Below are 18,439 nucleotides of genomic sequence, written 5' to 3'. Positions count from 1 at the left end.
AAAAATAAATTCATCTTCCCAGATGCTCATACTCTTGTCTACTAAAAGGGGTAGCCTGTCAGTAATATTCTATTACTTCTATTCCTATTTCCACAATGCCTGTTTATTTCGGCTGAATATATCCTTCAGCTTTGAGCAATTCAGCGATCAGAACAGCACCGCCTGCTGCTCCGCGCAGCGTGTTGTGAGACAGTCCTACAAACTTGTAATCATATAGGGAGTCTTCGCGCAGTCTGCCCGTTGAAACGCCCATACCGCGCTCGATGTCACGATCCAGCTTCGTTTGTGGTCTGTTCTCTTCTTCAAAATACGTAATGAACTGTTTCGGTGCGCTTGGCAGACCCAGTTCTTGCGGACGACCTTTGAATTGCAGCCAACGGTCCAGAATTTCTTCTTTGGATGGTTTTTTCTCAAAGGATACAAATACTGTCGCCAGGTGACCATCTGTTACCGGAACACGAATACATTGTGTTGTAATTAATGGTGAGGACGCTTTTACAATCTCATTATTTTGAATGCTTCCCCAGATGCGCAGCGGCTCCTGTTCACTTTTCTCTTCCTCGCCACCGATGTATGGAATCACGTTATCCAGCATTTCCGGCCAGTCGGTAAAGTTTTTACCTGCGCCTGAGATCGCTTGGTATGTGGAAGCCACCACTTGAGTTGGATTGAACTCGCGCAACGCGTGAAGTGCAGGTACATAGCTCTGAATCGAGCAGTTTGGTTTAACTGCGATGAATCCGGTTTTGGTTCCGAGACGTTTGCGTTGAGCTTCAATCACGTCCAGATGTCCTGGGTTAATTTCCGGAATAACCATGGGTACATCCGCTGTCCAGCGGTGAGCCGAGTTGTTGGAAACAACCGGAGTTCCCGTTTTGGCATAAGCCTCTTCGAGCGCTTGAATTTCATTCTTTTTCATATCTACAGCACAGAATATAAAATCAACCTGGCTTGCAAAAGCTTCCACTTGGGAAGCATCCTGCACAACGATGTTTTTCACTGCTTCCGGGATCGCAGCAGCGAGCTTCCATCTGCCTTGTACGGATTCTTCGTATGTTTTGCCTGCCGAGTTAGCACTTGCTGAAATAGCCGTTACTTCAAACCATGGGTGTTCATTGAGCAGATCCACAAAACGCTGACCTACCATCCCCGTTCCTCCGACGATACCGACTTTCAATTTTGCTGACATAAAATCATCATTTCCTTTCGGTGTGAGTTTCCCCTTATTAAACACTATTCAGGCATTTCCAAAGCGTGTAGCTAACATCCCGGAAAAACCAAAAAATCCCATCCCCAAGACAAAAGTCTCAGGGACGAGATTGTTACACTCGTGGTACCACCCAGATTCGCCAATATGTCGCCATACCAGCCTCTTCGAGTTAAGGATAACTGCATTCAATTATGCCGCATCCGCATATACTCTCGCTCTGTAACAGGAGCTCCTGTCACACCATCCCTCAAGCCTTCAAGTTCCGATGTGCTGCTCTGAGTCTTTATTCAATAAAAAATTCTTTACCCCTTTTCAGCTGCCGGAGCTCTCTGTATAAGAAACCTTTTATCTACTCATCTCTTCGTCGCATTTGATATTGCGATTATAATATCAAAATTACCATCGTGAAGTAAACACATTTTTTTAGATAATGGAATTTATACGTTTTCAGCGGAGCTGAACAATTCAATTATCGCAAGAAAAACTTCAGCAAAACGCGGTCTGTCTTCTGTGAAAGTACGTCGATAGACGTTTTTCTTATAAATTGCTGCAAATGGCTATTTCTTTACTGCTTTTTGGCAACAATCGCATACGTTCCCAGTGGGCTCTCAGGCCCCGAGGCATGATGTGTCCTAAGTAATTTCAGTTCGGAAAGAAGAAGTGTTTTTACCTTATTCGGAATCGGAAGCATCTGCAGTTCCATAGGCGCTTCTGCCAGTGTCATTTCGGTTTCCCAGCGACCGTCCTGCAGCTCGGGAGAATGGATCGAAATCTCTTCCTTAATCGTCCAGCCCGCCGCAGAGACAAGCTCTTGAATATCCTCCGGTGTAAAAAGCGTGCGCACATTGGAGAAGCTGTTCTCCTTGTAACATTCGACCTGGGACTGAATCAGAACGGATAACCAATGTGAGAGCTGGCTCACATCTGTAACTCGTGCATCCCATTCGGCGAAACATAACTGATGCCCCCACTTCCTAACCTTGCTAAGAATCTGGGCGAGTTCGTCAAATGATTTCAAGTACCAAGAACAATGGGAAAGTACAATCACATCAAACTCATTTTCGCCGAATTGGGCCTGATCACTTAGAATGTCAAAATCATAATCCATTCGAATTCGGTCACCCAGCGGAGATTTCCGCAGTTTGGCTGCCGCTTCACCTACGGTCAGTGGTGCACCATAATCCTCTGGTGCAATGTCTACACCATGAACATACCCGTGCTCCCCCACCAAATGTGCAAGCACGGCCGTTGTATCTCCCTGACCACAACCGATTTCCAGAACGCGGCTGCCTTCCCGGATCCCCCAAAAGAGTCCCAGTTTCATCCGATGCTCGGTCTGAATGTATTGAATGGCGGCATTGTCCTCCACGTCCATATACTTAATAAGGTCACTGATGATAGCCTCACTCATGATTCCTCACTCCTCAAAGAGCAACTTGAACTTCTTGCTCATTGTATCGTGACAGTCACCATTGTACAATGCTGGAGTCTATGCCAGAACCATGACACAGAGGAGACTCCGTCCTACAGCAGATATAAACTTCTGCTACATATCAATCCCTATCCCCACTGCGTTGCAAGCTTCTGAAGATATGGTGTCAGCATGGGCTGTAGTTCCTTACGCATCAGTCCAATCTCTAGGATCGCCTGAATATATCCAAACTGATCACCAATATCGTAGCGACGCCCCTCCAGCTCAAGGGCCAGCAGCTCTTCCACCTGGCTTACTTCTTTCAGCGCATCCGTTAGCTGATATTCCCCTCCAGCCCCTCTCTCGATTTGATCGAGAATTGGAAAGATGGAAGGTTTCAGAATGTATCGTCCCATCACGGCTGTTCGGGAGGGTGCTTCTGCCATTGAAGGTTTTTCTACCAGATTGGTAATTCGGTGAACCCGATCCTCTGCGCCCTGTGAATCGATAATTCCGTATTTACTCACGTCAGCATCCTGCACTTGCCGTACGCCGACAATCTGGCTGCCTGTCTTTTCATATAAATGAATCATCTGTGCGAGCGCCGGAGGATCAGACACCATAATATCATCTCCAAGCAGTACGGCGAACGGATCATCTCCCACAAACTGACGAGCACACCCAATCGCATGGCCCAATCCAAGCGGTTCTTTTTGACGGATAAAATGAATACTCGCCATTTCGCTGATCGCTTGCACTTCTTCCAATAGAGCTTGCTTGCCTTTGGCATACAGGGAATGCTCCAATTCAACCGATTTGTCAAAATGATCCTCGATCGATTTTTTATTGCGTCCGGTTACGATAATGATATTTTCAATGCCCGATTGTACCGCTTCTTCCACAATGTATTGGATGGCTGGTTTGTCCACTATCGGCAGCATTTCTTTAGGTTGAGCCTTGGTTGCCGGCAAAAATCGGGTGCCAAGCCCCGCTGCCGGAATGACTGCTTTTTTAATTCTCATATCATGAAACACTCCTTTCATTAGCATCAGATGAAGGATCAGATCCTTGAACGGGCTCTGCCCGGAACACCCAATACCGACTGGCAATATAGTTTATAACCATGCCTGAGAGAGTCGCCAGTATTTTACTCATTACAACACTCCAACCTAATGTGCTATTGCAGATATACAAAATCAGGGAGGATAAAGACAGTACCACCAGATTGGTGATTACAAAACGCATGATTTCGTTTTTTTTGCCCTGTCTTCCCGCATCCTGGAAGGTCCACCTGCCGTTCCACCAGTAACTGTTCACTACCCCACAGCTATACGAGATCACCTGAGCAATTAGAGCAGGTGCGCCTGCGGCAGCGAGCAACGTGAATACCATTGCATCCACCGCCGTATTCAGGACACCCACAATTCCAAACTTAAATATAGTGACCAAACGATTAGTCATGATGAGCAACTCTGCCCGTTAACCGTGACTGACTCGACTGACTTTCCACCTGATACACATCTCTTACGATATATAGCGGGCGCGCCTTCGTTTCATCATAGATTCGGCCAACATACTCGCCAAGAATGCCCAGCATGATCAGAATGAAGCCGTTAAAGATCAGCATGATGCTGACCATTGAAGGCCATCCTTTGATCGTTGAATCTGTAAATATCGCTGAAGCGATGACACTTAGCATATAAATGAAACCGCCGATGGATAGAACAGCTCCTACGTAACCTGCCAGCTTGAGCGGTTTGTGTGAGAATGAGGTAATGCCGTCCAGACTCAGCTTCAACATGCGTTTCAGCGGGTATTTTGTCTCCCCTGCTAAACGTTCATCCCGTTCGTACTCAATGGCCGTCTGACGGAACCCCACCCAACTGACCAGTCCGCGAACAAATCGATTTTTTTCCGGAAGGCGTTTCATCTCATCACATACCTTGCGATCAATCAGACGGAAATCCCCGGTATCTAATGGAATATCCGTATCCGTCGACGCACGCAGTACGCGGTAGAACAGGCTTGCCGACCATTTCTTGAAGCGGGTCTCCCCGCTTCGTCTGGTCCGACGGGCATAGACAACCTCATAGCCCTCTTTCCACTTGTCGATCATGTCCAATATCAGCTCGGGAGGGTCCTGAAGATCCGCATCAATAATGACGACCGCATCGCCTGCTGCATAATCCATCCCTGCTGTAATCGCGATCTGGTGACCGAAGTTGCGTGCAAAATCAATCAGCTTCACACTCTCGTCCCAACGGGCGTAGTCACGAATCATCTGTGCACTTTGGTCCACGCTACCGTCATTGACAAACAGCAGCTCGTAGCTCTCTCCTGTACTGCCCATCACTTTTTTCAGACGCCGATAAGTCTCCTCAATCACCGCTTCTTCGTTATACATCGGAATGATAATGCTGTAACTGCACTTTTGAGCCATGTTCGTTCCCTCCCTTATACCAATCGATCACGCTTATAATTTCACTTCATATAAAGTGGTTTGACCACCGAAACCGGAACCGCTGTCCGTACCTGTCTTCCACTCTGAAGTTGGAATTTCGGTACCATGCTCCTTGATCCAGTCACCGATATCAGAACTTCCACCTCGGCCGCCCATGCCACCTACCATGAAGTATTTCACTTGTCCACTCTTCACAAGTTGTTCCAGTTTTTCCGTGGTATACACCGGATCTGAGCCCGAGAACCCCCCAAGCGTAATGACTGCTTCATTCTCATCGATGATATATGGAGCTGCCTGGTTATAGTCCGTCGTTGCGAAGAGATAGGTTTCACCTGTGTTATGCTCTCTCAGATAACTCAGTGTAGTGGTGTCCACTTCTTCGTTGCGGTTTCCCGCTCCACCTCGCCCACCTGTCGTAGGCATGCCTGCTCCGCCATTCATGTTTCCGCCTGAATTCGGAGGTGTTCCCATGCCCGCATCGTTCGGGTCAGTTTCATCGGATGATGGGAAAGCCTGATCGGTGTCGGTGTCATTTGATGCGTTCGGCAGAACCATATCGCCACCATTGCGACCACCTTGTCTATCTCCCATAGCCATGCCCATTCCACCGAACATCCCATTGGAACCTGTCGGTCCAGCCGCCGGAATCATGCTGTTGCCTCCATATGTGATTGGGGTGAATGCCCAATAGGTTGGACCGATCAGCATGACCATGAAGCCTGCGATAATCAAACCCTGTTTCCATGGGTGTGAACGATTAAGCATCACAATCAGAATAACCGTGATCAGAATGCCTGCGATCAATTCACTTATGGACCAAGCTGCCCCGATCGTTTCGTTATACACCTGCATGATGTACCAGCCGAAGATGGTCGTAAGCAGTACGGATATCGGAAGCAGCCAGGCTTGCCAGCCATTGCGTTCACGATACGCCGTCCACATGGCTGCAAATCCTGCTCCGGTTAATGCCGCTACAGGAGGTGCGAGCATAATCAGATAATATTGATGGAAAAAACCAGCTACACTAAAGAAAGCAGCTACCGGAAGCAGCCAGACCAGCCAGAACAAAGCTTCCTTGTGCTTATCTGTTATATTTCTCCGTCTTAATCCTGCAAAAATCGCGATGCAGCCAAGTAATACCATCGGCAAAAGCCAACTGGCCTGGCCGGACAGTTCGGTCTGGAATAAGCGCAGAGGACCTTTTTCCCCTGTACCAAACATGCCACCCATGCCTCCACCGCCGCCATTACCGCCTCCGAAATTCCTTCCATTAGGCATCTCGCCACCGTTTGGCATCTGACCGCCCGGGAAAGTCATTCCGTTCATGCCACCCATTTCACCATTTCCCGGTGCATTGCCTGTTGGAGCCGAGCCGCTGCCCGACTGATCGGATGCTGATGTCTGGGAAGTTGCGTTGCCACGGACCTTGCCTTCATCAGAGGCGTTTGGCATGCCTGCATTCGCTGATCTGTTCTGTTGTCCCGTGAGACGGGATAAGCCGTTATATCCAAAAGCCAGCTCCAGCACCGAATTGGTTTCACTGCTGCCGATATAAGGCCGTTCATCTGTCGGTATAGAATCCACGGTAACTGCCCAGGATAAGGAAACAACTGCCAGCACTGCCGTACTTCCGATCAGCAGGATGATTTTTCTTCTCCACTTTGCATTGAATGCAAGCAGATAGAACAAGTAGAAAGCCGGAAGAATCATGTAGGCTTGCAGCATTTTCATATTAAAAGCAAGTCCAATGAGTGCAAAGGCAACCAGGATGCGCCACGTACTACCTTGCTTGCTTCCCTTGAACAAAAACCATGAACCCAGCAGCAACGTGAATACCAACATGCTGTCAATATTGTTGGTACGGCTGACCGCTGCCACAACAGGAACAGTCGCCATCGCAAGTGCCGAGATTCGCGCCGCGGCAAGACCAAATGTAGGCTTGACCATGAAATATATCAGCAGCACCGAACCGATCCCCGCTAACGCTTGCGGTAAAATAACACTCCATCCATGCAATCCAAATACGTAAGCAAAAGCGGTTTGAATCCAGAAGACAACCGGTGGTTTGTCTACGGTTACCGAACCAGCCGAGTCAAGCGATGCGTAGAAAAAGTTATGGAAATTTCTCAGCATGCTCCCGACGGCGGTCGTATAATAGGAATTGGCATATTGGTCGTTCCAGATGCCATACCCGTTCAGAAATGCCGCCAGTAAAACAATCGGCAGAAGGACAAGGTCAATCCTTCGTTTGGCGTTATTCAATCTCAATCACTCCTTCAAGTTCTTCATGTCTACTATTGTGACATGCCAAAGTAAAACTGGGATGAGTGCCCGCTGAATGTTGCCTGAGGATAACTTGCAAACTTTTCAGCTAATTTTCAGTTTGGCGAGCGATAATACAGCATATAGACCTCTAGATTTGAGGGTATGTAATCGATGGATTTAACGGGAGGGAACGCCTGCTTATGAAGCTAAGTACTGGCATTAAAATACTATTGGCAGATGATGAACCACATATTTTGCAATTTCTGGAGCTTGGGCTAAGCAACGAAGGATTTGACGTACGTACGGCCCCGGATGGAGCCGCTGCGCTTGAATTGGCACTAGACTTTCGTCCACATATGGCCATTCTGGATGTCATGATGCCCGAGATGGATGGGTTTGAGGTTGTTGAGCGTCTGCGCAAGAGCGGGGCTCAGGTCGGGGTGATCATGCTGACAGCCAAAGATGAAGTCGAGAATCGGGTAAAAGGCCTATGGCTCGGTGCTGACGATTATATGATTAAGCCTTTTGCGTTCGATGAACTGCTTGCACGGATTCAGGCAAGGCTGCGTAATCAGTTTCCTTTATTAATAGGGGCAGTGACTCATGGTCCATTCCGAATTGATGATCAACGCAAAGAGATTACCTATCACGATCAGATTCTGGAGTTATCTCCAACCGAATATGAACTATTAAAATTCATCGTGCTTAATCATGGCATTGTCCTGAGTAAAGCGACCATTCTGAACCGCGTGTGGGGATACGATTTTGGTGGAGAAGAGAATATTGTGGAGGTGTACGTCCGCTCCTTGCGTGACAAACTGGGGGATAAAGAACATAAGCTCATTCGTACACTTCGAGGTGTCGGATACAGGGTGGATCTCTAATGACCTCTTTATTAAAGAAAGATAAACATTTTTGGACATGGCTTCATCAATGGATATCGCCACATTCGCTCCGCTCTCAATTACTCGCGCGATCCCTTTTTATTATGGCTGCTCTGTTATTGTTAATTGGCATTCTTCAATTCTGGATTATGGAAAGCTTTCTGTATCGCAACCAGGCAAAAACTATGGAAGAACAGCTCATGTCCATGCCTCCTGTGTGGCTCGGATCGTCTTCACGAAATGGTGCAACGAACAATCCTTTTGGTGGGCAATCTGGATCAGATCCAAGAGGATCAGGCAATCGTTTCTTATACATTCCTGACCGTTCACTGGCTTTATTTGATAATCAAAGTGGCTTCGAGGACATTTTTGGTGAAGACGGTCTGACCGCTCCTCGCTTGACATCAGTTGAATATCAGAACATTACAGATCGGATCAACGATAAACAACATGTTCCGTACCGGATTGTAACGGATAACCAAGGCAATGAGCAGCTAATCGTCTTCTCCTCGCCTGGACCGCGTAATCGCGGCTTACCCATGGTGCAGATGGGCACTGCTACGAAACCGCTAAAAGATTTGATTGTGAAACAGCTTCTGATCTTCTTGATGTTATCCCTGCTGGCTATGGTGGCTGGACTCGTTCTATACGCCAAAGCACTTCGCCGGACACTGATTCCCTTGTCCAGTATGGTAGATACGGTGCAACGAATCGATGCAGGCAGCCTGGCCGAACGCCTTCCTTCTGTCCAGGGACAACAGGAAGTAGATCAGCTGGCGCTTTCATTTAACGGCATGCTCGAGAGGCTTGAAGACTCGTTTGAAGCAGAGCGGGAATCGAAAGAACAGATGCAGCGTTTTCTGTCTGATGCTTCCCATGAACTGCGTACCCCTCTTACCTCCATTCACGGATTTATTGAGGTGCTCAAGCGCGGCGCAGCTTCCAACAGCGAGCAATTATATAGCGCTTTGAACAGCATGTATGGTGAATCGGTGCGGATTAACAAACTTGTAGAGGATCTGCTGATGCTGACCAAGCTGGATCAGGCGCCTCAGCAGGAGCAGGAAGTCATCCAACTTGACAGTCTGCTGCTCGAAATGCAGCCACAGCTGATCATGATGGCTCAGGAAAGACAGGTTCATCTCGACCTGACCGCTGAAGTTCATGTAATGGCCGATGCTCACAAACTGAAACAGGTTGTACTCAATCTGTTCCACAATGCAGTACAGCACACCGATTCAGATCGGGGAACCATCAGTATTTCGTTGTATGCCGCTCAGCATAAAGCCGAGTTAACCGTCAAAGATAACGGCTCAGGAATTGAACCGGAGCATCTCCCTCATATCTTTGAACGCTTCTATCGCACAAGCTCTTCCCGTTCCAGAAAACAAGGAGGCGCGGGTCTCGGCCTTGCCATTACCCGTTCGATTGTGGAATCGTATGGGGGGAAAATAACAGTGCGCAGCCAACTAGGAGCAGGAACGGAATTTACGATTTTGCTGCCATTGGTCAAGAGTGAATCCTAAGCTGAAGGAGGCTTGTAAGATGCAGCCTTTCGTTTTATTGCGGCTCTTATCACATGACAAATGCCCCTTTCATTTCTGCGGAGAAATGAAGGGGGCTATTTGTTTGGTATCGAATTGGTTTATTTGTACAAGGTCAATCTGTATCGGAAGTTATCGTTGGTCTGCGAGCCATTCGTCAATTTCAGCAATCCATTGATGCTGCTCATCCGCAAGTAATGTTTCCCATCCCAGCTCAGCAGCAGACTTCAAATTTTTAGCCTGATCATCCACGTATATAATACGTACATCCCTGTCTAGATGAGATTGTACAAGTTCATATATCTCTATATTGGGCTTGCAATATCCGACCTGATTGGAAATGGTTATGCTCTTGCAGTACGGTTGGATCAACGGCAAAATAGATTGAATCCATTCATGACAATGATTGCTCAAGAGATGAAGCTCTGCCTGCTCGCTCCATCGTTCAAGACAATGCATGGCAGGTAGCAACTCTGTTGTTTGTTCAAGCAATTCATAAGCATACATCTTATCCATATTGGGATATTGGGTTTGCATCCAGATCCAGAACTGTTCCTCTGTCATCCTCCCTGTCCACAAGTCCTTGCGTATACCACTCAATTGCTCGATTAATACAGGAAAAGGCGCACCAGCATACCTAGCAAGCTCCTGCCAGAATGAAGAGGAAAGATTGTTGATCAACACACCCGCCAGATCTAAAACAAGCTGCGGTTTGGAATCCATGGGATCACTCCTGTACAGTCATCTTGAGCCAATTACAGTAGGGTTATCGTTGGTGCTTCAACAGTTGATAATGGTTGTACGGTTCATTCTCGATTTCGATCAAATTCAGCCATTCGAAATTGCATTTCTGTATTACCTTATTCGATGCCTGATTCGTTAATAAAGCAATGGCATTCAATACTTCAACGTTTGTATTTTCAAATAAATACTGTGTTATGCCTTGTACTGCCTGCGTTGTATAGCCACGGTTCCGGAAGTGTTTCGAAATGCCGTACATAATCTCCCGATTGGGCGCTGGCAGTTCATCCTTGATCCCCGAGCAGCACCATCCAATAAACTCATCATTTTCTTTGAGCACGATAGCCATACGTAAACAGAGGTCTCCAATGTCCCCTTCCGCCAAAACAGCTTGTTTAAAATTCTGATTCTCAGGGATTTCGTATTGAGTGAGCCAAAGTGCTCTATCTTCAACCGCAGCATTCCATCCCGGCAAAAATTCGTAAACCTCAGGTTGCCAGGTGATTTCCTGCAATTTCTTCAAATCCTCAAGTCGATACTCGCGCAAATAAATATCTTTGCATTCAATGATTAATTCATCACTTTGGTTGGTTTGTTTCATAATGCCTCCTGGTGTACATCTTATCTACCCTTTTGCGTCTCACTTTAAAGCTCGATAACCAAAAATCAATTCAAATTATAAGCTCGTATTACGTTGTTCTCTTCATCAAGAACATACACATTCGTGAACGTTGCCATTAACATCATTTTGTCTTCACTCTGGTAAGCTTCCGGCATCTTCACGATAAATGTATTATTGCTGGACTCAACCTCCTGAGTTTCACCGTTTGTATATTCAATCTTAAACTTGTGTACAGGCATATCCGAATATAAAGCGCCCCATATAAAATTCCCTTTGTTGTTCTTCGGTTCCGCTTGTACCAAAAAGGCAGGCCCCACATCTGAACTCGCTGTCCAACCTGATTCACTATCGGTATCATAGTGATATCTCCCATTCTTCAGTTCATAAGCAGCGAAAACATATTGTGTTTGGTCCAGTGACAAAACCAGTTCATTTTGTTGATCTACATTAACCACTTGAAGGGGGTATTTCCATGTAGACTGAACAGCCTTCTCTAACGTTTTATATCCAAAAATATCATTCCAGAAGAATACACAAATACTAACCAGTACACATACAACAAAGCACGAACTTATCCATAACAGCTTCCTCATATTCCCCCCCTTGCACATTGCCAGTTACCCAACTAACATTGGCAGACCATAAACACCGTACCACTTTGATTTAAAATGGGACTCACGCAAGTTCCTCCTTTTTCATGAACTCGTCTTTGCTTAATCCGAACAGGATCATATCCTGGTATTTCCCATCGGTATAAATCACCTGACGACGCACGCCCTCCTGCACACATCCAAGCTTTCTCATCATCGCTGCAGAAGGTTCATTTCCTTCCAGAACATAATCATTGAATTTATTAAGCCTGCGCTCGAAAAAGGCATATTTCAACAATATTCGAATGGCTCTCGTCCCGTATCCTTTTCCGCGATGATCCCTGTCAATTTGAATCCCAATACTGAAGGTTCCATTCCGCTCATCGATGCTGTTCAGGTTCACGCCCCCAACATTCTCACCATCCATATTTTCAATCGTGAACATGATCCGTCCTCTGTCTAGAGAGAAATCGGAAAAGGCTTCCGTAAATTTCTTCGCCTCAGCATTCGTAGGTGGCAGCTCTACTGCACATTCCAGTAAACGACGAGCGTGTGAATCAAACCGGTTATAATAATGATCCTCCCAATCTTCCTCACGCAAAGCACGTAATCTGACCTTATCATCCTGCCAAAAATAATCGCTATAGTTAATCTCTCTCATTCTGATAACCCCCACTTGGCCATGAAATGTTTTCATTTTAATATGAACTACGCCTATGATAACCCAAATTGTGGAATTTGAGGAGATTTGTTTTCATATACGATACAACTAAAAATAGCCCACGGACAGGAAAATCCTGCCGAAGGCTATCATCTATTTTATATAATACGTCATTACGATTCTTCTTCTTCCGGGTACTGAGGCTTGGTTACATTATCGGGAACCGTTTCATCGTAGACATCCTGACCTGGATAATCCCGAACTTCCCCTTCGTGCAGCTCATGATTTTCATAATCGAAACGATGCGCGGTCCTTTGATCCACTCGCCACGGCGAGCTTTTGCCAAGAGATTCAGACATTAGAGATGAGCCGTAAGGACCTTCAGGGAACTCTTCGAGTGTGATATCATTTCGCTGCGACTCCACCGTGGACACATCGGTATATTCTTGTCTTTCTTCTTGCAAAAATTTATCCTTCATCGTTCGTCCCTCCATATCTGCTTCGTGGTGATCAAAGCATGTTTATTTTGAGCGGAAATGAAAGGATTTATGCATGATCAATGGCAAACACTGCGTTTCAGTCTCTGATCCAGATATAAAATACAAAAACAATAAGTCCGATTATGCAAGTCCATGTATCTCGTTTGGACCATACCAATAAGGAGCAACGTGATCCAAGCAGGGAATTCTCTCTAACTTTCCGCATTTCCATCGCAATCGTCATATCTTCTGCACGCTGAAACAACGCCATGAGCAAGGGAATGACCATTGGGCCAAGATCACGTACCCGTACCGTATTCGGTCGTAATGCAGCTTTGCCGCGTGCCCGGACGATCAGCGAGAATCGCTGCCATTCACTCCAGATCATCGGGATAAAACGAAAGATTAAAGACACAGCGAGTGCAAACGACGACACGGGCAGCTTGATTTTTTCGCCGATACCAAGTACCCAATTCAGTCCCTCGACCATACGGCCATAAGGCGTAGTCAGTGAAAACCAAAGACTTGCTAACGTAACGATAAACAAACGGTAGACATTCATTAACGTCCCCTCCGCCTGTATCAGGGAAAATCCGAACTGTAGGCCGCCACCTTCTGTAGAAAGAGTTGTGCCCGACAACGCAGTTGATACGAGAAAGAACAGTACCAGCGGTTTCATTAATTTCAAGCATCCCATCAGAGCCTGACGTGGCAGCATAACGAGCGCCAAGATGACTGGCACCAACGTAAGAGATAGACCTAACCAGTCGTGTTGAAGCATCGCAGCGGTCACGAGCAAAATGTATAAAACCCATTTCAGACGCGGGTCCATGGCACCATACAGTCCTCTGTTGGATCCTGATTCTGCGTGGGTGTGTATGACCCCCTGTGTGCCTTCTCCTCCCAAAGTGTCGGAGCTTGAAAAGGCAAGCTTCGCTTCATCTGTGAATTGATCCTCATTACCAATAACATCAACCTTCTGCTCTAAAGGCTCATTGACGGACTGAACAATACCTTCAGCCATTTCCTCCGGGGTCAACGCAGTAGTAGGAAAATGAATGCCCGCAGCCGCAAATTGTTGTTCCAGTTGCATAGAGGGTGGCAGACCAATTCCGGCAAGCTCCAGCAGATCTGGTCTTGTGTGAAGCTCCCGTGGTTTGAGATCAGCAACCAGACGCCCATCCTTCAACAACAGAACCCGATCCGCATGCGGTAAAAATGTGTCCAGGTCGTGTGTAGCCACAATGGCTCCCTCACCTGCAGTTCGATGCTGGTTCAAAGCATCTAGCAGCATGAGCACACCTTGGGCTTCCAATCCGGCGCTGGGTTCATCGAGCAATAGCCATGAAGGCTGCGTAGCAGTTCCCAGGGCAAGCCCCAATCTTCTCCGTTCTCCCCCGCTTAGTGCAAAGGGGGATCTGTCCGAATGGAATCGTTCTTCCTCTCCCTGACCCGCTGGAGAGTCCCAGCGCTCAAGTGCTTCGGAAATCTGCTTTTTCTTTTGTTCATCCGGTAGCCGATACGGACGCAGAGAATAAGCAAATTCACGCCCAATACTTCGGGCAAATAGCTGCTGCTCTGGGAATTGGAAGACCAATCCCATTTGCAACAGAATGGACTGTGGCACTTTCCCGTTCTGCCAGAAAAGCTCTCCGTCCAGCTTGAGGCTACCCTCATCTGGAGGTTTTAGGCCAGCGATCGTTTGCAGCAGTGTGGTTTTGCCTGATCCTGTGCAGCCTAATAATAAAGTGATTTCGCCACGGTTCAGTCGGACAGTGATATCTTGAAGCAGCGCTTTTTTGTCCGGTTGTGATGAAGCTATACCTACATGTTCTAATTCGATTGCCAAAGGGCTACCTCCTTAACCAACTGCTCTGGTCGCAGAGGAGTTGCATGATGCAGCAAACCTTTCCGTTTCAGGAGTAGAGCCGTCTGCACTGTAAAAGGTGGAGCAAGCCCAAGCTGTTCGCAGGGTGATGGTTGTTGTGCTCCTTTTCCAGCGTCAGCCGTTATCTCTTCCTTATCTTTTCCATAGAAGAAAGCCGCAGGCGCTCCATCATAAACACAGCGTCCCTGTTCCATGGCAATAATTCGATTGCAAAGAGTCGCTTCCTCCAAATGATGCGTAATCCAGATTACCGCCGTCCCCTGCTGGACAATAGTTTGAACTACCGCTTCCATTCGATCTCTGGCTCCCGGATCAAGCATGGCCGTAGGTTCGTCCAGAATGAGTACATCCGGCTTGGCCGCCAGCGCTACCGCGATATTAAGCAACTGCTTCTGCCCTCCAGACAGCATCGATATTGCCGCCTGTGGCGGGTGTTCAAGTCCTACCGTATGTAATGCGTGCTCTCTCCGACGTAATTGTTCATCAGGAGATTCCAGCAGTGAGGATAAGGCAAAATGAAATTCCTCCTCAATGGTATCTCCAAGTACCTGGGCATCAGGCTGCTGGAGGACTCCACGCACAACCAGTTCTGGAGCAGCCTTTCTTTCTCCGCCAGATAGCGGAGTGAATCCAATCAGCAGTCCAGCTAGCGTACTTTTGCCGCTACCATTGGCTCCCACAATACTTATCCATTCACCGGGTGCTAACTCCAACGAAACCCCATCCACTGCCTTACGAACACGTCCTGACTCGGAAGCATAATGAACACGGACATTTTCTAGTTTTATCAAAGGTGTAACGTCTTGCATCGCAAATTGGTCCTTTCCCTTTTGAATCTTTTGTGGTACGATCCAAATCGTTAACCACATTCATTTGATCGGTTAACAATAAGATTACCAAAATTGAAAGGAATGTTCAAACATGAAATTATCTTTGCGAGGTATTGTATTCAGCGCACTGATGGCAGCCATACTTGTTCTTTTTGGTTACATAAGTATTCCCATTGGTTTCTCTCCTGTGCCGATTACGCTGCAAACTCTTGCGGTTATGCTGGCAGGCGGACTGCTTGGCCCATTATATGGTTTTCTAAGTGTCGCTTTGGTCGTGGTCCTGACTGCAATTGGCTTCCCGCTTCTGCATGGCGCAGGCGGACTTGCAGTACTCCTTGGGCCTACCGGGGGATATGTTATGATGTGGCCCTTCTCCGCATTGCTCATTGGACTATTGCTCAGCAGAATCAAACTGAACGGATTCGTTGGTTATTTCCTGGCCTTTATCGTATTTGAGGTGTTTGGTTCAATGTTGATCTATGTCTCGGGCGTTCCTTGGTTGGCCTATGCTTACAAAATGTCTTTACCCGAAGCGATGATTCAAGGATTCTATCCTTACATCATCGGTGATCTGATCAAAGCCTTGTTCGCTGCGATCATCATCGCACCTGTGCGCATGGTCTTCCCTCCGCAACGACTGACAGGCAATATGAACTCAACAGTGGTAAAGGCTGACTCCTGATCGCTAATTGGTTAGCGTAAGCTTGAGCTGAAATTACTAATAAAGCCGCGTCCGCGTAAACAGAAAACATTCTGTTCCACGTCGGACACGGCTTTTGTTATTTTTACTCTTGTTCCTGTCCCTTTCCTCCATACAGGGTAAGTAAAGGCTCTTGTACCCGAACTGATCCCGTAGTCAAAGGAACCACTTCCTCATAATTCGCAGAATTCGTAACAATAATAGGGGTTACCGTATGATAACCGGCGGCCTTGATAGCAGCGATATCGAATTCCAGCAGCAAATCTCCTGCTTTAACCCGATCTCCTTCCTGAATATGTGATGTAAAGTGCTGACCATCGAGCTTGACGGTATCCACCCCAACATGAACCAAAATCTCCGCACCTGTATCCGATACGACAGCCAGGGCATGTTTCTTTTTGAAAGCCACGGTAATAGTACCGTCAAAAGGAGCAACGACTCGGCCAACTGCCGGCTCAATCGCAATGCCTTTGCCCATCGCGCCGGATGAAAATGCCGGATCTGGCACCTCAGTCAGTTCAACAATGGTTCCCTCAATCGGGCTAAGAACTTCTTGATCCAAGGAATCCGCTGTTCTTACTGATGCATTGGTGGATTCCGTGCTTTTTTCTTGTTCTTCCTCTTCCACCGGATCTTTGAATCCCATAATGTACGTCAATGCAGCCGAAACAACAAAGGATATACAGATCCCAAGAATCAGTCCAGGGAAGCCCTCTCCACCTGGTCCATAGAAGATAGGCAAAGTCAGTAATCCTGGAGCGCCCGAAGCAAATGCCTGAGTACCTGCCTGACCAATGATGGCCCCACCAACAGCACCCCCGATCACTCCTGCGATGAATGGACGTTTGAGTGGCAGAGTGACACCATAGATGGCAGGCTCGGTAATCCCGAACAAGGCCGTCAATGTCGATGAACCCGCCAGCGTTTTCAGCTTCTTATTTTTGGTTTTCAACATAACGCCGAATGCAGCTCCGGTCTGTGCGAAGATGGAAGCCGTCGCAGCCGGTTTGACACCATCGCGTCCATATACAGCAACGTTGTTAATAAATACGGGAATGAGTCCCCAGTGAATTCCGAAAATAACGAGCAGCTGCCAGCTTGCACCCATAACTGCTCCTGCTAATAGAGGACTGAATCCAAAGGCAGCCACAAGTCCTGATGCAATGGCATTACCTACATACACTCCAAATGGACCGAATACGAGCAAGGTAAGAGGTACCATAATAACAAGCAAAAATAATGGAGTGACAAAATTTTTCACACTTTCGTGAAGAACTTTATTGAAGAATTTCTCCAATTTGCTCATAACGATGACTGCCAGAATAATAGGGATAACGGTAGATGAATAATTCATCAAAATCACAGGGATACCGAAGAAATCGGTTGGCGTTCCCTCCGCCTTGAGCGTGACGATAGAAGGATAGATTAATGCGCCAGCAATGGTCATTGCTACAAACATGTTACCCTGGAATTTGCGAGCGGTTGTAACCGCTAACAGCAAAGGCAAGAAATAAAACAGGCTGTCTGCTGCTGCAAATAAGATCTTATACGTGGTTTCCGTTGTTTCCAGCCAGCCGACATTGCTTGCAATGAGCAGCAACCCTTTCAAGATACCGGCTCCCGCCATAACGCCTAGCAGCGGTGCAAAAATACTGGAAATCACATCGATAATGCCGCCTAAACCTTTCGCGGACTTCTTCGGCTTTTCCTTTTCGGAAGAATCATCCAAAATGTTGCTGATCTGACCAATGGCGCTATATACCTCAGGCACCTTATTGCCCACGACCACCTGGAACTGGCCCCCATTTTCCTTGACTGCGATGATTCCTTCTGTCTTTTCTAGCTTGGCTTTGTCTGCCTTCGCGTCATCCTTCAATACAAACCGCAAACGTGTTGCGCAATGTACCAGTGATACCACATTCTTTTCGCCGCCGACCAGCTCGACGATCTCTTTTGCGAGTTTTTCCTGACTCATGATGTGCACCCCCATATTTACTAAAATAGGCACCTTACCGATTTTTTTTGCACGCAAAAAACCTAAGCCTTGAGTAAGGTTTGGACACATTGGTCCTGCCTTCTCATGACTTAGGTTTTGCCTGCATAACCAGTAACAATCCCAGTTAAATCGTATTCAATTCCTGTTAATCTCATAT

Annotated in this window: 17 protein-coding genes and 1 other annotated feature; of the genes, 3 read left to right on the top strand and 14 right to left on the bottom strand. The window is 47.0% G+C overall.

Annotated features, from left to right (window positions below; genetic code table 11):
* Positions 1–103: 103 nt before the first annotated feature.
* From asd to BLS14_RS03710, 6 genes are all read right to left on the bottom strand, one after another.
* The gene (asd, locus tag BLS14_RS03735) at positions 104–1,189 is read right to left on the bottom strand and encodes an aspartate-semialdehyde dehydrogenase (protein WP_063563527.1); all 1,086 of its coding nucleotides are present in this window, start codon (positions 1,187–1,189) and stop codon (positions 104–106) included.
* A gap of 117 nt (positions 1,190–1,306) precedes the next feature.
* Positions 1,307–1,584: a binding site (T-box leader), on the bottom strand.
* Between the two features lie 191 nt (positions 1,585–1,775).
* The gene (locus BLS14_RS03730) at positions 1,776–2,621 is read right to left on the bottom strand and encodes a class I SAM-dependent methyltransferase (protein WP_063563526.1); all 846 of its coding nucleotides are present in this window, start codon (positions 2,619–2,621) and stop codon (positions 1,776–1,778) included.
* 149 nt (positions 2,622–2,770) lie between these two features.
* Entirely contained in the window at positions 2,771–3,643 is an 873-nt protein-coding gene (galU, locus tag BLS14_RS03725) for a UTP--glucose-1-phosphate uridylyltransferase GalU (protein ID WP_072732648.1), read from the bottom strand.
* Between the two features lies 1 nt (position 3,644).
* Positions 3,645–4,082 carry a GtrA family protein gene (locus BLS14_RS03720; protein ID WP_079694407.1) on the bottom strand — a complete coding sequence of 146 codons (438 nt, stop codon included), beginning with the start codon at positions 4,080–4,082 and terminating at the stop codon, positions 3,645–3,647.
* Entirely contained in the window at positions 4,075–5,061 is a 987-nt protein-coding gene (locus tag BLS14_RS03715; RefSeq protein WP_090949597.1) for a glycosyltransferase family 2 protein, read from the bottom strand. Before BLS14_RS03715 ends, BLS14_RS03720 begins: the two co-directional genes overlap by 8 nt.
* 33 nt (positions 5,062–5,094) lie before the next feature.
* A complete protein-coding gene (locus tag BLS14_RS03710) occupies positions 5,095–7,344 on the bottom strand; it encodes a glycosyltransferase family 39 protein (protein WP_090949594.1) in 2,250 nt (749 codons plus the stop codon).
* Between the two features lie 203 nt (positions 7,345–7,547).
* Between BLS14_RS03710 and BLS14_RS03705 the strand changes: the two genes are divergently transcribed.
* Together BLS14_RS03705 and BLS14_RS03700 are read left to right on the top strand one after the other, a co-directional pair.
* On the top strand, positions 7,548–8,231 hold the full coding sequence (locus BLS14_RS03705) for a response regulator transcription factor (RefSeq protein ID WP_063563521.1): 684 nt from the start codon (positions 7,548–7,550) through the stop codon (positions 8,229–8,231).
* Positions 8,231–9,757 (top strand): sensor histidine kinase, encoded by a 1,527-nt coding sequence (locus BLS14_RS03700; RefSeq protein ID WP_090949591.1) that lies wholly within the window; start codon positions 8,231–8,233, stop codon positions 9,755–9,757. The genes BLS14_RS03705 and BLS14_RS03700 overlap by 1 nt, the downstream gene beginning before the upstream one ends.
* A gap of 150 nt (positions 9,758–9,907) precedes the next feature.
* On the opposite strand, the gene BLS14_RS03695 is transcribed toward BLS14_RS03700, so the two are convergent.
* From BLS14_RS03695 to BLS14_RS03665, 7 genes are all read right to left on the bottom strand, one after another.
* Complete coding sequence (locus BLS14_RS03695; protein WP_090949589.1) at positions 9,908–10,498, bottom strand: HAD-IA family hydrolase; 591 nt, start codon at positions 10,496–10,498, stop codon at positions 9,908–9,910.
* A gap of 43 nt (positions 10,499–10,541) precedes the next feature.
* Complete coding sequence (locus BLS14_RS03690) at positions 10,542–11,117, bottom strand: GNAT family N-acetyltransferase (protein ID WP_090805941.1); 576 nt, start codon at positions 11,115–11,117, stop codon at positions 10,542–10,544.
* Positions 11,118–11,182: 65 nt separating this feature from the next.
* Complete coding sequence (locus BLS14_RS03685; protein WP_090949587.1) at positions 11,183–11,731, bottom strand: hypothetical protein; 549 nt, start codon at positions 11,729–11,731, stop codon at positions 11,183–11,185.
* Between the two features lie 82 nt (positions 11,732–11,813).
* On the bottom strand, positions 11,814–12,389 hold the full coding sequence (locus tag BLS14_RS03680; protein WP_090949585.1) for a GNAT family N-acetyltransferase: 576 nt from the start codon (positions 12,387–12,389) through the stop codon (positions 11,814–11,816).
* 173 nt (positions 12,390–12,562) lie between these two features.
* Entirely contained in the window at positions 12,563–12,868 is a 306-nt protein-coding gene (locus BLS14_RS03675) for a hypothetical protein (RefSeq protein ID WP_064638752.1), read from the bottom strand.
* A gap of 97 nt (positions 12,869–12,965) precedes the next feature.
* Positions 12,966–14,717, bottom strand: a complete 1,752-nt coding sequence (locus BLS14_RS03670) for an ATP-binding cassette domain-containing protein (protein WP_090949583.1) — start codon at positions 14,715–14,717, stop codon at positions 12,966–12,968.
* Positions 14,702–15,547, bottom strand: a complete 846-nt coding sequence (locus tag BLS14_RS03665) for an ATP-binding cassette domain-containing protein (protein ID WP_176854321.1) — start codon at positions 15,545–15,547, stop codon at positions 14,702–14,704. The genes BLS14_RS03670 and BLS14_RS03665 overlap by 16 nt, the downstream gene beginning before the upstream one ends.
* Positions 15,548–15,677: 130 nt before the next feature.
* Here BLS14_RS03665 and BLS14_RS03660 point away from each other — a divergent pair, with 130 nt between their 5' ends.
* Positions 15,678–16,268, top strand: a complete 591-nt coding sequence (locus BLS14_RS03660; protein WP_090949578.1) for a biotin transporter BioY — start codon at positions 15,678–15,680, stop codon at positions 16,266–16,268.
* Between the two features lie 103 nt (positions 16,269–16,371).
* Here BLS14_RS03660 and BLS14_RS03655 read toward each other — a convergent pair whose 3' ends face one another.
* Positions 16,372–18,261 carry a beta-glucoside-specific PTS transporter subunit IIABC gene (locus BLS14_RS03655; protein WP_090949576.1) on the bottom strand — a complete coding sequence of 630 codons (1,890 nt, stop codon included), beginning with the start codon at positions 18,259–18,261 and terminating at the stop codon, positions 16,372–16,374.
* Positions 18,262–18,439 lie beyond the last annotated feature (178 nt).

This window comes from Paenibacillus sp. OK060 (assembly GCF_900101205.1).
Lineage (GTDB): Bacteria > Bacillota > Bacilli > Paenibacillales > Paenibacillaceae > Paenibacillus > Paenibacillus marchantiae.
The sequence above is the reverse complement of the archived record's forward strand: the minus strand, read 5'-3'. Positions and strand labels throughout refer to the sequence as shown.